Here is a 16,681-nt window from a genome sequence, read left to right as displayed (position 1 = left end):
CCATTTTTCTATTTTATTTTTTGACATCAAACGCCACCAACAAGACAGACCTTTCATTTCTCGCTCAAGATCCTTCGCTTTCGATTTACATTGTAAACCCCCATTTCAATATCAGAAAACCTCGAATAAACTTAATTTGAAATAAGACAAAGGTCGTACTCACATAAAAAAATAGAGCCACCGAAGTGACTCTATTGTTCATGTCTTTTGCTAATTCATTGGTATTTTTACAATGTAAATTAGTCTAGCTCAACAAGGTTCTTCTCGAACTCAGCGTGTTGCTTCTTAACTTCGTCTTCTGGCTCGCCAGTGATTAGGCTCACGATAACGATAGAGATAGTTGATAGGATGATTCCCGGTACGATTTCGTAAACATCGAACCAACCGCCCGTGAACTGTTTCCAAAGTACAATCGTAACACCACCAACCACGATACCCGCTAGAGCGCCGTTACGGTTCATACGAGACCAGTATAGGCTCAACACGATAGCTGGACCAAATGCAGCACCGAAACCAGCCCATGCATAAGATACAAGGCCAAGAACTGAACTGTCTGGCGTCATCGCTAGCACAAGTGCAATTAGAGAGATTAGGATTACCGCGAAGCGGCCTACACGAACGATCTCTTCAGACGTCGCATCTTTCTTAAGTACTTGCTTGTATAGATCTTCTGCCATCGCAGATGAAGAAACAAGAAGTTGTGAATCCGCAGTACTCATGATTGCCGCTAGGATTGCAGCAAGTAAGATACCTGCGATTACTGGGTGGAACATCGCGTTCACAAGAAGCATGAAGATCTTCTCGCCATCGTCTAGCTTAGGCGCGCCAGAGTTAGTCACGTAGATTAGACCAACAAGACCTACTAGCATTGCACCAACCATAGACAGAGCAGACCATACCACCGCGATACGACGCGCTGTTGTTAGGTCTTTGTTGCTACGTGTTGCTTTGAAACGAGCAAGGATGTGTGGCTGACCGAAGTAACCTAGACCCCATGCCGCTAGCGAGATGATCGCGATAGCAGAAAGTGGCTCACCTTTCACATCATTCCATAGCGTGAGAAGCTCTGGGTTGATGTTGTGAAGATCAGTCGATAGCTGACCAAGACCACCGTTCATCGCTGCGATTGGTACAATCAATAGCGCAGCAGACATCAGCAGACCTTGAACCAAATCCGTCCAAGATACCGCAAGGAAACCACCAAATAGCGTGTAAGAAACCACACATACTGTACCGATGATTACCGCTGTTGTGTAATCTAGGCCGAATACTGTTTCAAACAATTTACCACCTGCTACCAAGCCAGAACTTGTGTAGAAAAGGAAGAATAAAAGGATAAAGAAAGCAGAAATTGTTTGGATCAGCTTAGAATTATCATTGAAACGACGAGATAGGAACTCAGGTAGCGTCAGTGACTCTGTTGTAATGCTGTAAGTACGCAGACGCTTAGCACTGATTAACCAGTTCGCCCAAGTACCAACTAGCAGGCCACCAGCAAGCCAGAATGCTTCAAAACCAGCAGCATAAGCGTAACCCGGTAGACCAAGTAGTAGCCAACCACTCATGTCTGATGCACCAGCAGAAAGTGCAGCAGGCCATGGGCCTAGCGAACGACCACCTAGGAAGTAGTCTGTCGAGCTAGAAGTACGTTTGTAAGCAATAACACCGATTGCCAGCATCATAATTAGATACGCAATGAACGTCGTCGTTATTGCAAAACTGTTTTCTATCATTTGATAGTCCTCATTTGTAAAAAGCCTTCCATACCTAATTCAATGCAAGACACTCACCGTAAAGGCAAGCGAGTGCATTGAGTTAGGTATTGAGGCTCCAAGGCACTATGAGTTAAATCCAAAGATGGTGAAACCAACAATGGAGAAAACAAAAGTGCTTAGAGCCAATGTTACTGAAGGTTAGTGAGCTTCGCTTCCAAGTTCGAGCAAGGTCGCGTTACCGCCCACGGCTGTTATATTTATAGTTCGCGTACGCTCGGTAATGAAACGCAGCGATAAGTGTGGATCGTGAGCAACATGCATTGCTGTCAGATCCGTTTCAGCTACTAAACTGACGATGGCACCGTCACGCTTAGCAAGTTGTAAATTGATAGCTTGAGCCGTTTGTGAGTTACCTACGTAACCTGCGCTACGTACATCGCAAGACAGCAGCTGTTGAGCCGCGTCGTACGAAGCAACCTGCACCAAGTTCGTCGGTAAATTCGCTTGTTTCGCTGCATCAGCGATCAAGGTGTTGAATTGCACGTCATCACTGCACAATTGCACGCTGTTACCCGCTAATAGTGCTGCGGTAATCATCGCGGTTGCTGTTTGCAGTGCTGGCTCTTTGTCTTGGCAATCATCAACAATCACCAAAGCCACACCACGTCCTGCAGCATACAGCTCGTTTGTTTCACCAGTCGGGCCAGCCATTAGGTGCTGCTCAGAAAGCAGCGCAGAGGCTTGCTCTAGGTGATAAGTTGCCACTGCCGCCAAAGACGTAGATTGGCTTTCGATCTCTGATTTGAATGCAAGTACCTGAGCACTCTTATGATCAAAGTCGGTAAGATTCCATTGTTCCCACGCTAACAAAGCATCAGAAAAACCTGTCACTTGATGAACCATGATACTGCTCCTTATGCCTTGTCTTGTGATTGAGAAAAATGAACATCAGTAAAGCGGTATAGGTAGTGAGGACCACCCGCTTTAGGGCCAGTACCCGACAAACCTTGACCGCCGAATGGTTGAACACCAACAACAGCGCCCACTTGGTCACGGTTGATGTAGCAGTTACCCACACGAATGTGTTTCTCGATCCAACGGTAAGTTGTTTCGTTACGGCTGTGGATACCCATAGTTAGACCAAAACCGGTTTGGTTAATTTGGTCTACTACTTGTGTCAACTCACTCGCTTTGAAGCGAACGATATGCAGTACAGGACCAAACTGCTCTTCTTTCAAACAGCTGATGTCATCGATTTCAAATGCACTTGGTGGAACAAAGTCACCATGTTCACAATCCGCTCCTAGAGAAAGTTGAGCCACTTTCTTCTGGGTCTTAGTCATATTTTCTAGGTGCGTCATCAACTTCTGCTTCGCGTTTTGGTCGATAACTGGGCCCACATCCGTTTTATGAAGATGTGGAATACCAACGCTTAGCTCATCCATCGCACCGTGAATTAGTCCAATCACGCGATCTGCAATGTCTTCTTGAATGTAAAGCACACGTAGCGCAGAACAACGTTGACCTGCAGAAGCGAATGCCGAACGAATAACATCACGGACTACCTGTTCAGGCAGTGCGGTACTGTCGACGATCATCGCATTCTGACCACCGGTTTCCGCGATAAACGGAACAGGCTTAGCGTTACGACTCGCCAATGACACGTTGATACGTTGTGCTGTTGGTGTTGACCCCGTAAAGGCAACGCCCGCAATCGCATCATGACTGGTTAGCGCACTGCCGATCTCAGCGCCACGACCCGGTAGTAACTGAATCGTGCCAGCAGGGAAACCCGCTTCATTCATCAACTCCACTGCGCGAGCTGCAATTAAGCTTGTTTGCTCTGCAGGTTTCGCCACAACCGTATTACCCGCCACTAGTGCAGCTGTAATTTGGCCAAGGAAGATCGCCAATGGGAAGTTCCAAGGGCTGATACAAACGAATACACCACGACCTTGTCGCGAAGCGATTCGAGTTAGACCATCAAAGCCTTTTAGCTCAAAACCTTGTAGGTTGTTCGCTTGTTTTGCGTAGTAACGACAGAAGTCGACCGCTTCACGCACTTCATCAATGCTGTCGTGAATTGTCTTACCCGCTTCTTGATGACAAATTGCCACCAGCTCAGCCAGGTTTTCTTCCATCAGATCCGCCAACTTCTCAAGCGCAGCGGCTTTGGTTTCAACCGATGTCGCATTCCAATCAGCAAATGCGGCGTCTGCACCAGTGATCGCTGCGGAAACATGATCAAGGTTTGCAAAAGCCACCTGACCCACGCTAATACGACGATCGTAAGGTGCTGTTACTTGTTCAACATTCTGATCAGCCTTGATCATGCTTTCGGCAAGAGATTCGCCGTTGATCACAGGTCCAGCAGTCCATTGATTGTTCAAAAAGCCTTTTACTTGCTCTTCAAACTGATGCGCTTCGCTCTCGATATCAATGTTCACACCGTATGAGTTCTTACGCTCAGGGAATACCGCTGGCGGCAGAGGAATCTTAGTGTTGTTCAACGTATCGAATGCCAAAAGCATGTCGACTGGATGCTGTGTTAGCTCTGCTACAGGGCAACGAGCATCAACCAAACGGTGTACAAACGAGCTGTTTGCACCATTCTCTAACAGACGACGTACTAGGTATGGCAGTAGATCTTTATGGCTACCAACTGGCGCGTAAATACGTACCGACTGTTGGTAAGCTTCCATTGCATGGTTGTAAAGTGAATCACCCATGCCGTGTAAGCGTTGGAATTCAAAGTCTTTATGGTCTGTCATCACTGCAATAGCGGAAACCGTATGAGCATTGTGGCTAGCAAACTGCGGGAAGATATTGCCACGAACACTTGGGCTCAATAGATAACGCGCACACGCTAGGTAGGCTACATCAGTCGCTTCTTTGCGAGTGTAAACAGGGTAGTTATCGAAACCAGCTTGTTGTGACCATTTGATCTCACTATCCCAGTAAGCACCTTTAACTAGGCGAAGTGGGATTAAGTCACCCTGCTCTTTTGCTAGGCGGTTTAGCCAAACTAGAACCGGTAACGCACGCTTTGAATACGCTTGAATAACCAGACCAAACTTGCCCCAGCCTTTCACTAGCTCGCTGCGATACAGTTTTTCGAATAACTTAAGCGAAAGCTCTAGGCGATCCGCTTCTTCTGCATCAATCGTGATCGCAACATCAAGCTCAATCGCACGGCGCAGTAACTGCTCTAGCGTGTCGCATAGCTCAGTCAGTACGCGGTCTTCATTCGCCACTTCATAACGTGGGTGAAGCGCAGAAAGCTTGATAGAAACAGACGGTGCTGGGCTAGATTTTGAAGAGACGTATGTGTCTCGACCTACGGCTTCAATCGCCATTAGGTAATCTTTGAAGTATTTGTTTGCGTCAGCAGTGGTCAGTGCCGCTTCACCTAGCATGTCGTATGAGTAGGTAAAACCTTTGTCACGCATAGACTTACCGTTCTTCTGCGCTTCAGCAATGCTGCGACCAAGAACGAATTGGTGACCCATCACCTTCATCGCTTGGTGCATCGCTTTACGAATCACCGGCTCAGAAAGCTTGTTCACTAAACGGTTAACCGCTTGACCTGCACTCTGCTCTTTAGATGAAAGTCCAACCACCTTGCCTGTTAGCATTAGGCCCCAAGTTGATGCGTTAACAAAAACCGAGTCAGAATTCTTCAGGTGAGATTTCCAATCCGCAACGCTAAGTTTGTCGCGAATCAACGCATCAGCGGTTGCCGAATCAGGAATACGCATCAAGGCTTCCGCCAGACACATTAGCAAGATGCCCTCTTGAGTATCTAAGCTGTATTCAAGCAACAAGGCGTCGATCATCTGAATAGATGTTTTATCCGCACGGATAGACTCAATCAACGACGTCGTTTTGTCTGTAATTTGCTGCTTTTCAGACTCAGAAGGGGTAGCTAGCGGCAGAAGTTGCTCTAGCCATTGGGTTTCATCCACCATATATAATGGTGAGATAAGCGTCCAAAGATCAGCAAGCGACTGCTCATTGAATTCTGGCTTTAACACATCAGTAGCTGTAAACATGCGTTTTCCTTAATCTCACACCCGAAAAGAGTTCGGGATCTCTACAATGGCTGCAGTGTATTTAGAGTATATAAGGATTACTTGTCAAAAACTCCGAGTTTTTTGCTAAAAACTCGCTTTATTAACAAAACAAACACAAGGTCACATATGAAACTTTAAAATAATATGCCGTTTTGTTTCACTATTTAACAGAAATTTTCTTTTTGTATTGGGATGGTGACATGCCTTGAAGGCGTGAAAAGGTGTGAGTAAAGGAAGATTGACCGGAGAAACCAGCCAGTTCAGCGACCTGACCAAGGCTTAGATTACCTTGTTCAATTAAACGACGAGAACGGTCGATGCGCTTGCCAAGAACGTACTGGTGAGGGGTAATGCCCATTTGCTCTTTGAATAACATATGGAACTGGCTTTCACCCAAGAACACACTACCCGCAAGCTGCGCGACGGAGATCTTGTTTGCTAAATGCTGTTCTATGTAGCGATCCAACGCTTCAAGATCAAAGCGTGAATCTTTGATTGAGGTTTCAAATGCCGAGATGTGCCTTTGCATCAATGCAATCACCGTATCATTGCACGCACGGCTTAATAACAGATCATCAGGACTGGCCTGCATCTCTTGCACCAACATATGGATAAGCTTTTGAATTTGCGCATCTAATTGGAAGTAGACGTTCGATGATTCTAACTGGTTAATCTTCTCTAGCATCAGAGGGTCATCATCGGTTGGCATAGGCATGTTGAGCACGAGAATATCCGACTGACCAACCACTCCGCCGAAAGCATGATCAGAGCTCGCTGTCACCACACAACCTTGTCCTGGGCCAACAAGATTCCCCTTACCACTCACTTCAAATTCCGCCTGACCTTTTAAACCAATCACCACCTGAGAATAATGGTGATCGTGGCAATCCATATGCGATGGCAAAGTGATGATCTCAGCAGGACGAGGGCCAGTAAGGCCTAGCGGAGAAAGGTCTAGGTTAGGAAAGGGTAAAGGTTTAGACATGACAGAAAAATACTCGGGTCAACATAGTAAGAATAATACTCTTAAATGCGCATAAGATGAATTTGTAAATGCTCATGAGAGTTATTTGCTCGCGAGAATGAAAAGATCATTATCGCGATCATCTTGATCATGCCTCCGGAAGGATGATCAAGAGTGTACAAACTACGGGCATTGTAAAACCAATCGTTCCGGCGAGTTTAGGGACTTCACAAGCAATCACACGAACACGAACACGAACACGAAAAACATTTTACAGGCTTCTACGACATGGTGGGTAATGTATGGGAATGGACAACCGTTCAGAAAGGCCTAGCAAAAGGTGGCGCGTGGAGCTTCTCTCCTGAAGAAGCAAAAGTGTTTAACGAACTGTACGTACCGCCTTCAACGGCAGCGAACTATCTAGGATTCCGAGTAGTACGAGAGCTGTAGGCTCCCAGTCATAGGCTCAGAACCCCAAATATTTACTCTAGGTTCTCAATTATCACATTGAGCAACATTTATAGGGGAATTCCCCCCTTATGCATAAGCACTCCTAGGAGTAGATTCGTCGATAGAGTAGTAAGTCACTCTGGGTATCAAATTGATGCCTCAGTTTAATTTACCTGACCCTCGTAAATTAGACTGAAAATCTTCTACATGTCGACAAGGCATATCTTGTCTTTAGCCAGCCCCTCTTCAGGCTGGCTTTTTTTTGCCTGATTATCACCCTTTATGCCCATCGATTCTCCGTGATTGACACAGTTAATCAACAGTCCGTTTAACTGTCAGTCACCCCTTATTTTTCGTACTCTAATTGCCATTGCAGCGCTATAAGAAACTGATATCATTGCCATACCTCAGCTTACGAGATAAAGCCTTGCCAGATCCACTCAACTCCATACATCGTTCTTTATTCGAACAACTTCCAGGCTGCTGGGGCTGCAAAGATACTGACTCGGTCTTCGTGTATGCCAACCTTGCTTACAACCAATTGATTGGCTTAAAACCCAATGAGACTTGTACTGGCTTGACCGACTTCGACATGCCCAGTCAAACCACTGAGTGCGCACAAGATTTCAGGGCTCAAGACAAACATGTAATGGATACACGCAGTACCCTTAAGATTCTCGATATTCACCCCTATCCAGACGGACGCTGGCACGCCCATATCTTTACCAAAACCCCTTGGCTTGATGATGACGACAACGTCCAAGGCACCATCTTCTATGGCCAAGAGCTTACCGATACCGCGATCTTAGAGGTTGGTCATTGGGTTTGTCAGGCCACAGGAACAAAAGGCAATCAGGCATCGCTTGCGGGGTCAGAGCCGCGTGTGTCTAAACTGCAAAAGCGGCTGACTTCGAGAGAATCAGAGGTGCTGTTCTTACTGCTTTTCGGCAAGAAACCACAGTACATCGCGTCGACGTTAAACATTTCAATCAAAACGGTCGAAGGTCATGTCGCCAGATTGAAACAGAAGTTTGATGCACGCAGTAAAAGCCAATTGATTGAGTATGCGTTGGATTCAGGATTGGGCTCAGTCATCCCAGAAACTCTGCTCAAAAAACAGATCTCCGTTGTTCTGCACAGTAACTGATTGACTGTTCATCTGAAAATGCAGACAAAAAAATGCCGTTGATTTGATAAGTCTAATCAACGGCATTTTTAGATCTGTTAGGCAGCTAAGCGATCAAAAAGCCTAAGGCGCTAGGCGATCAATATCCCAACTGTTGTCTTGGCGAGAGAACAAGAAACGGTCGTGCAAGCGGTGTTCACCACCTTGCCAAAACTCAATGCTATCTGCACGTACACGGAAACCACCCCAGAAAGAAGGCACGGGAATCTCGCCTTTGGCAAACTTCTGTTTAAGCTCTAGATACTTACCTTCTAAAATCCCACGCGCTGAGATGCGGCTACTCTGCTTACTTGCAATCGCGGCCAATTGGCTCTCTTTTGGACGTGACGAGAAGTACTTCATATTTTCCATAGCCGTTAGCTTTTCAGCCGTGCCCGTAATATGAACTTGTCGCTCAAGTGGATGCCAAGGAAAGTGCAAACTGATTTTGCTGTTGTGCTCAAGCTGGTGCGCTTTACGGCTACCTAGGTTAGTGTAAAAAACGAACCCGTCTTTATCAACATTCTTCAGCAGAACAATGCGTTGGAATGGCTGACCATTTTCATCAACCGTAGCAACTGTCATGGCAGTAGGGTCCGTCAACTTCGCTTCAATGGCTTGCTCTAGCCATAGGTTGAATTGCTCAATCGGGTCTGCGGCCAAGTCTTTACGTCTCAATCCACCCTTAGCGTATTCGCGACGAATATCTGTCAGTTCCATTTGGTTGCTCCTTTTAATTTTTTTGTGATTTTGCGCCGTAATCCTTTGAAACACAAGTCTAAGCCATGGTTTTGTCTCACAGAAGGTGCTCTGTGTTAACAAGATCTCGGTACTCTCTCCATCATATTGATAATCTTTATACAAACCGATGACAAGCTGAGATCCGAGTGACCAAAATACTGCCTAACCTAATGACGCCCTTTGTTTTATTCTCATTGTTATTGGGAGCTGCAGGGCTGACCGCAACCCACTTTATGGCAGTACAATTCCAAGAAAAAATCGTCACTCAGCAACTCGATGAAGCGGCGAATAAAGCCAATCTACAAATCGATTCTGAGCTGGATAAATTCAAACAGATCCCAGATTTGCTCAGCCATGACCCGCGCTTGCTCTCTTATTTTGACTCATCGATTTCCGCCGCGCAGCTCAATCAATTGCTGTTTGAATGGTCGAATCAAAGCCAGGCCGACACCATCTATATTCACGACCCGAGCGGTACTGTGGTCGCTTCCAGTAATTACCAAAAGCCTCGTACCTTTGTCGGTGAGAACTTCTCGTTTCGTCCCTACTTTGCTTCTGCCATTCAAGGTAACAACACACAATATGTCGCGCTAGGCGCTCGCTCGAACGTACGAGGTTATTTTCTGTCTTCACCTCTGTATATCGACAAGGAAATTGTTGGCGTTATCACCGTAAAAGTGAGCTTAGAAAATCTCGAAAACATCCTAACCAGCGACGATTTTGAGATCGTAGTACTCGACTCTAACCAAGTGGTCTTTCTATCAAGCCAAGCTCCATGGCTTTACCATTCATTGTTGCCACTAACTCAGCAACAACAAACGGATATCGCACTTCAACGCCAATACGGTCAAAGCGAAATTTCGATCATCGAAGCCTTTCGGTCTTCAAGCTCTCAGTCAGAAGCGAGCAATACCAATCAATCTAGCAACCTTCAATCCAATGAAATCCGAAAAGAGCTCACCGCCAACCAGTTATTCAAGTTTGGTGCTTTTAATCTTTACCCTGCAACGGTCAGCAACAACCAGTACCAAGTTGTCGCACTAAAAGAGACCAGAGCTGAACTTATTAAAATCTTTCAGATCGATGTCATCTTCGTGGTGATTTACAGCTTGGTGATGCTCATCGCTTGGTCGTGGCGCCAGACTTATCTCGCGAAAGTGGCGTTGACCCGACTCAACCAAAACCTAGAGCAAACCGTTGATAAACGTACCCACTACTTGAAGCAATCCAATCAGCAGCTGCAACAAACCCTTTTTCAATACCAAGAGTCGCAGTCGAAGTTGAAACAGACAGAACAAGAGCTGACACAAACCGCGAAACTAGCGGTACTCGGTGAGCTGTCAGCCAGCATTAACCACGAAATCAACCAACCGCTTGCAGCACTGCGAACCTACAGTGAAAACAGCTTAAAGCTACTGGAAATGGAACGAACCGATTTAGTGAAAAGCAATCTTGAGAAAATGATTGGCCTCAACAACACCATTACCGACATCATCGCGCGACTCAAAGTCTTTACTCGCAAGGTCACCAAACAAGAACATCATGTGGCGAACCTGCATCAAGCGGTCAATAACGCCACTAGCATTCTCAGTGCGCTGATGATCAAGCAAGGCATTACGCTAAGGCTAAGCACGGTGCCAGATGACATCAATATTGCGATTCATCCAACCGAACTCGAGCAAGTACTAGTGAACCTGATTCACAACGCGACTCAAGCGCTGCAACAACAAGTTCTTGAACACAAAATCTTGCAGGAGCAACAAAACCTGGAAAGCGTTGACCAACAGGCTAGCCCACAGATAGGCATCGAATGGCAACTGCATCATGACTCTTGTCAGCTGATCATTTGGGATAACGGAATTGGCATGCCGAACGATAAGCTAGAACAGCTGTTCGACCCGTTTTTTACCACCAAACCGGAAGGTTTAGGGCTAGGGCTTTCAATATCGAAACGGATTATTGAAGCGTATCACGGCACGATCAGCGCGAACCGGTTAGAGCCTTCAGGCATGGTATTCTCGCTAAACATCCCGTTATATAACGATAAGCGCTAACACGCCGTTGTTATTGTTAACGGAAAACGAATTTCACATTACTGCTAATCTCACCTACAGCTAAGGAATCGGCTTTTGCACTCTATGCCTAAACTCTATTTTGTCGACGATGAACCCGCCATTCGAGACTCGGTAGAACAAGCCATGCTCATTGAAGGTATCGATATCGTCGGCTTTCCCAATGCTATTGAGGCATTAAAGAAAATAGATACCACGCAAGCCGGAATTGTCATCACCGATATTCACATGCCGGTAATGGATGGCATTCAATTAACGCAAAAGTTGCTGAGCCAAAATCCTCATTTTCAGGTCATCGTACTTACCGGACATGGTGACGTGCAAACCGCGGTATCAGCGATGAAAGCCGGTGCTTACGATTTTCTGGAAAAGCCATTTGTGGTCGATGCCCTACTCACTGCCGTTAAAAAAGCCGCAGATAAGCTCGCACTGGTTGAAGAGAACAACCTATTGCGTAAAGAGTTGGCAATGCAAAATCAGGTTGGCCCGAAACTGATTGGTCAATCGCCATCGATGCAGGCATTACGCCGAGAATTGATCACCCTAGATACCAAAACCAACCCACTTCTATTGTTTGTTGGTGATTTAGGGACGGGGAAAAGGGTCACTGCACAATACACCCATGATTTACACAGTCATCAAACCGCAGAGCTTTGCCCTGTCGCGGCGTTTAATTTGCCACGCAGTGACGAAGCGACATTCCATCAGTTTATTTTGCAACTGTTCTTGAAGCATCAAGGTGGAACACTCTATATCCATGAAACAGAAGCGTTAACTTCGCAGCAATGGCTATGGTTAGCCGCTCTAAAACCCACTCTACTTCGTGAAAACTCATGCAAGACCAATGCAACTTGTATCATTATCGCAACTACAGTAGTTCCTACTACAATTACAGGTGAACTGCGCCGATTTAATTTACTACCCTTGGCGCAAAGAACGGAAGATATTGGCTCTTTGTTCAAACACTTTGCTCGTGGTGCAGCCAGTCGCTATCAACTGCCGCCACCCGTCATTACAGAAAAAGAGATTCAGCGACTCATTGCAACGCATTGGACGGAGAACATTCGTCAGCTTCGCCAACATGCTGAACTCAGAGTGCTGACTCAAATTAAGCAGCCGTCGCTCGACAGCGATACTGATGAGCAAAATGAACTCGATATGAGCATTGAAGAGCAACAACAGTCGTTAAACCAACGCACCGATAGCTTTGAACAAATTATCTTGATTGAGGCACTACATCGCCATCAAGGTCGTTTAAAAGAGGTACAACAAGAGCTGCAGGTATCGAGAAAAACACTGTATGACAAACTAAGAAAGCACCAACTCGATAAAACGGATTTCAAGAACCGATAGGTCTTAAAAAATATATAAATTCAAAGATTTAAATGAGCAAAATCTTAACATTTATCAAAAGTAAGAATACACTCAATAGGCTTGCACTTTTATTTAGCGAACAAGGACTGTTATGAGTCAGAAAAATTTCAGCAAATTGAACGAAACCGAGCTTGAGTATGTCGATGATAAAACAGCGGCACTACTCCTCAATACGCCCACCAGTGCGCGAATTATGTTGTGGGTGATCGTTCTGTTTTTTATTGCTGCTATTGGGTGGTCTGCATGGGCAGAGATCGACAAAGTTACCGTTGGCCAAGGCAAAGTGATCCCCTCCTCTCAGATCCAAGTGGTACAAAACCTTGAAGGTGGCTTGGTTAAAGAAATCTTAGTTAAAGAAGGCCAACGCGTTCAAAAAGGTCAACAACTGCTGTTAATCGATGACACACGATTCCGTTCTGACTTCCGCGAACGTGAACAACAAGTCGCGAACTTGACCGCCAACGTGTTAATGCTTTCCGCTTCCCTGACCAGTGTTGTCATCAATGAAGAATTCTCTGAAAAAGAATGGAAGAAAAGTGTCACTCTCGATTATGGCAAGCTTGCGTTCCCACCTAAATTCTATGAACTTCAACCTCAACTGGTTAATCGTCAAAAAGCAGAATACCGTCAAGATCTCAATAATCTGAGAAACCAGCTTTCCGTTTTTGATCAACAAGTTGAACAGAAACAGCAAGACCTAGTTGAGATTAAAGCGCGTGTTCGAAACCTAAAACAGAGCTACCAGTTTGCTCGCCAAGAACTGGATATCACCAAACCTCTCGCCGATGAAGGGGTGGTACCACGAATTGAATTACTTAAACTGCAAAGACAAGTGAACGACACTCGCCGAGAAATGACTTCGAGCGAGCTAAAAATTCCTCTTTTACGCTCAGCAATCAAAGAATCCATGCTCAGCCGTATTGACGCCGCACTGAACTTCCGCTCCGAACAACAAGAAAAACTCAATCAAGCCCAAGACAAGCTCTCTGCAATGACCGAATCTGCCGTTGGCCTAGAAGACAGAGTAAACCGTACCGTGGTGGTTTCTCCTGTAACAGGCACCGTTAAAACATTAGGTATTAATACTGTCGGCGGGGTTATCCAACCGGGTATGGACATCGTTGAGATTGTACCAACAGAAGACTCTCTATTGGTTGAAGCGAAAATCGCCCCGCAAGATATCGCGTTCCTACGCCCAGAATTGACTGCCATCGTTAAATTCAGTGCTTATGACTTCACTAAGTACGGTGGTCTAGAAGGCGTGTTAGAGCACATCAGTGCCGATACCACTCAAGATGAAGAAGGCAATAGCTTCTATATCGTGCGCGTGCGCACCGAAAAACACAATTTTGGACAGAACGAAGAGTTGCCAATCATTCCAGGTATGACCGCCTCTGTCGATATCATCACGGGTAAAAGAACCGTGCTTGAGTACATGTTGAAGCCACTATTAAGCGCTCAAAACAATGCACTAAAAGAGTAATGACGTTTGATGTTTGATAACGCCTTTCAATACACAGCAAATAGACAAGAGCAGAGGCTATGAAGTCTCGGATTTCGCTATTGCTGCTGGTCCTCACCTCTTTCACCTCTGTGGCGCTCAACAAGAGCGACCAACGGTGGATAGATGCAGTGACCAAAACCTACGGCGATAGAGCCGGAAAGCGAGTGGCAACATGGCGCTCAAATATGACGTCATACGACGGATTAAGTGAAAAAGAGAAGCTCAGGTCGGTGAACCAGTTCTTCAACCAGATGTACTTTGTCGATGACAACATACTGTGGGGAAAGAATGATTACTGGGCAACACCACTGGAATTTTTAGGCAGCAACGCCGGTGATTGTGAAGACTTCACAATCGCAAAATACTTCTCTTTGCTTGAACTGGGCGTCCCAGATAAGAAATTACGATTAGTGTACGTAAAAGCACTGGAACTAAACCAGTTCCACATGGTGTTAGCTTACTACTCAACACCGAGTGCAGAGCCATTAATTTTGGACAACTTAAACCCTGAAATTAAACGCGGTTCCAAACGCCCAGATCTACGACCAATTTACAGTTTTAACGGTAAAAACCTTTGGTTGATCAAGTCGGCAGCAGGCAGCGGCAAATTGGCAGGGAAATCTTCAAGATTGAGCTTATGGAACGACTTACGTTCACGTGAGCGCTCTCTAAAATTAAACAAACCCATTATCAATTACGATGAGTAGGTACAATGACTTTATATAAACAGCTTGTGGTCGGGATGGTTGCAGTGTTCATACTGCTGATGACGTCAGTTTTTATGATCGAATTCAATACCACCCGTGGATACTTAGAGGAGCAGCAACGCTCTGAGGTAAGTAATACCATTAATACTGTTGGACTGGCTCTCGCCCCTTACCTAGAAGAAAAGGACAAGGTGGCAGTGGAGTCTGTTATCAACGCCCTGTTTGATGGCAGTTCTTACTCAGTCGTTCGATTGATCTTTCTCGATAGCGGTGAAGACATTCTCCGCTCATACCCTGTAAAGCCAACTGGCGTACCAGAGTGGTTTACCAACCTAAACCTGTTCGAGCCTGTTCATGACCGCCGCGTGATCACCAGTGGCTGGATGCAATTGGCCGAGGTCGAGATCGTAAGTCACCCAGGCCCTGCCTACGATCAACTTTGGCAAGCATTCATCCGCTTACTGAGCATATTTGGCACGATCTTCTTGCTCGGTTTGGTGTCTATCTCTTGGATCCTTAAGCGCGCTTTACGCCCGCTCTCGTTGATCATTACCAAGATGGATCAGATCGCCAAGAATCAGTTTGGCGAACCTCTGGCTCGTCCAAAGACAAAAGATCTCACCTTGGTTGTCGATGGTATCAACCACATGTCGACTCAAGTTGAACTGGCATTTAAAAACCAAGCGAAAGAAGCTCAGAAGTTACGTGAAAGAGCATATATCGACCCTGTATCTCAGCTAGGTAACCGTGCTTACTACATGTCTCAGTTAACTCAATGGTTAGAGGAGTCGAGCTTAGGTGGTTTAGCGGTACTTAAAGCGGAGTTTATCAGTGAAGAGTACGATGAAAAAGGCTATCAAGAAGGTGATGCCTTGGTTCATCAACTGGCTGAACAGCTGCAAGCTTCAATTTCATCTCCAGATATCACCATCGCTCGTATTTCTAGTGACGAGTTCGGTTTCATCATGCCAAACATTGATGAGAGCGAACTGAAACTTGTCGCGAGCAGCATCGTAAACTGTATCCAGAGCCTAGGTTCAGACCCAACAGGCACTGCGAATCCACATATTGCTCTTGGTGTGACCTACAGCAACAAGCGTAAAACCAGTACTGAAATCATGTCGCTGGTGGATAACGCACTCTCAAGTGCCAAGGCGAATCGAGAACTTGCTTACGGCTACGTAACCGCAGACGATCACGGCGCAGTGATGGGCAAACAACAATGGCGTATGTTGGTTGAAGAAGCGATCATCAACGACCTCATTACCTTCCGTTTGCAGGCTGCAAACAATGCCTTTGGTAAAACGTATCACCAAGAGGTGTTCTCTGCGATTGAAAAAGATGGCGTGCGTTACGGTGCTAACCAGTATCTATACGCGCTAGAACAGCTTGAAATGAGCCACATTCTCGACCAATACGTTATTGAGAAGATGGTTGAAAAGCTCAATGCAAAAGAAGTAACCAGCCCAGTCGCTATTAATCTCTCGCCAAGCAGTATATCTCAACCAAGCTTCATCCGTTGGATCGGTAAGACGCTTGAACAGAATGCTTCAATCGCTCACCTGTTGCACTTTGAGATTCCAGAAAACTGCTTCATCAACGTTCCGCACTACACGGCACTTTTGTGTAACACCATTCGCAACGCTGAAGCGGTGTTTGGTGTCGATAACTACGGACGTAACTTCCAATCACTGGATTACATCAACGAATACCGTCCAAGCTATGTGAAGCTAGATTACCTGTTCACACATAACCTTGATGACGAAAAACAGAAGTTTACCTTAACGTCGATCTCTAGAACCGCTCACAACCTAGGCGTCACCACCATCGCGTCTCGAATAGAAACTCAGACTCAGCTAGATATTCTGTCTGATAACTACGTAGAAGTGTTCCAAGGCTTCATTGTTGATAAATAG

At 45.7% G+C, this 16,681-nt stretch carries 11 protein-coding genes and 1 pseudogene; 7 read left to right on the top strand and 5 right to left on the bottom strand.

What is annotated here, in order from left to right:
* Positions 1-239 precede the first annotated feature (239 nt).
* From putP to AB4249_RS10975, 4 genes are all read right to left on the bottom strand, one after another.
* Complete coding sequence (gene putP / locus AB4249_RS10990; protein WP_102320958.1) at positions 240-1,730, bottom strand: sodium/proline symporter PutP; 1,491 nt, start codon at positions 1,728-1,730, stop codon at positions 240-242.
* 183 nt (positions 1,731-1,913) lie between these two features.
* Positions 1,914-2,618 (bottom strand): 1-pyrroline-5-carboxylate dehydrogenase, encoded by a 705-nt coding sequence (locus AB4249_RS10985; RefSeq protein ID WP_017065152.1) that lies wholly within the window; start codon positions 2,616-2,618, stop codon positions 1,914-1,916.
* An 11-nt stretch (positions 2,619-2,629) separates the two neighbouring features.
* Positions 2,630-5,767, bottom strand: coding sequence for a bifunctional proline dehydrogenase/L-glutamate gamma-semialdehyde dehydrogenase PutA (putA, locus tag AB4249_RS10980; protein WP_017065151.1), 3,138 nt, complete (start codon positions 5,765-5,767; stop codon positions 2,630-2,632).
* 181 nt (positions 5,768-5,948) lie between these two features.
* Positions 5,949-6,773, bottom strand: a complete 825-nt coding sequence (locus AB4249_RS10975) for an AraC family transcriptional regulator (protein WP_017065150.1) — start codon at positions 6,771-6,773, stop codon at positions 5,949-5,951.
* Positions 6,774-7,025: 252 nt separating this feature from the next.
* Here AB4249_RS10975 and AB4249_RS10970 point away from each other — a divergent pair.
* Together AB4249_RS10970 and AB4249_RS10965 are read left to right on the top strand one after the other, a co-directional pair.
* Positions 7,026-7,202, top strand: a pseudogene (locus AB4249_RS10970) (SUMF1/EgtB/PvdO family nonheme iron enzyme); the annotation flags it as partial.
* 364 nt (positions 7,203-7,566) lie between these two features.
* On the top strand, positions 7,567-8,349 hold the full coding sequence (locus AB4249_RS10965; protein ID WP_372103085.1) for a PAS domain-containing protein: 783 nt from the start codon (positions 7,567-7,569) through the stop codon (positions 8,347-8,349).
* 102 nt (positions 8,350-8,451) lie between these two features.
* On the opposite strand, the gene pdxH is transcribed toward AB4249_RS10965, so the two are convergent.
* On the bottom strand, positions 8,452-9,087 hold the full coding sequence (gene pdxH / locus AB4249_RS10960; RefSeq protein WP_372103083.1) for a pyridoxamine 5'-phosphate oxidase: 636 nt from the start codon (positions 9,085-9,087) through the stop codon (positions 8,452-8,454).
* A 167-nt stretch (positions 9,088-9,254) separates the two neighbouring features.
* Here pdxH and AB4249_RS10955 point away from each other — a divergent pair, with 167 nt between their 5' ends.
* From AB4249_RS10955 to AB4249_RS10935, 5 genes are all read left to right on the top strand, one after another.
* Complete coding sequence (locus AB4249_RS10955) at positions 9,255-11,162, top strand: ATP-binding protein (RefSeq protein ID WP_372103080.1); 1,908 nt, start codon at positions 9,255-9,257, stop codon at positions 11,160-11,162.
* Between the two features lie 84 nt (positions 11,163-11,246).
* The gene (locus AB4249_RS10950) at positions 11,247-12,533 is read left to right on the top strand and encodes a sigma-54-dependent transcriptional regulator (protein ID WP_372103203.1); all 1,287 of its coding nucleotides are present in this window, start codon (positions 11,247-11,249) and stop codon (positions 12,531-12,533) included.
* A 112-nt stretch (positions 12,534-12,645) separates the two neighbouring features.
* Positions 12,646-14,037 carry an HlyD family type I secretion periplasmic adaptor subunit gene (locus AB4249_RS10945; RefSeq protein WP_017061206.1) on the top strand — a complete coding sequence of 464 codons (1,392 nt, stop codon included), beginning with the start codon at positions 12,646-12,648 and terminating at the stop codon, positions 14,035-14,037.
* Between the two features lie 59 nt (positions 14,038-14,096).
* Positions 14,097-14,765, top strand: a complete 669-nt coding sequence (locus AB4249_RS10940) for a transglutaminase-like cysteine peptidase (protein WP_019823329.1) — start codon at positions 14,097-14,099, stop codon at positions 14,763-14,765.
* Positions 14,766-14,770: 5 nt separating this feature from the next.
* A complete protein-coding gene (locus AB4249_RS10935; protein ID WP_017061208.1) occupies positions 14,771-16,681 on the top strand; it encodes a LapD/MoxY N-terminal periplasmic domain-containing protein in 1,911 nt (636 codons plus the stop codon).

It is taken from the genome of Vibrio sp. 10N.261.55.F4, from assembly GCF_041470465.1.
GTDB lineage: Bacteria > Pseudomonadota > Gammaproteobacteria > Enterobacterales > Vibrionaceae > Vibrio > Vibrio crassostreae_C.
This window is presented reverse-complemented; position numbering and strand designations above follow the sequence as displayed.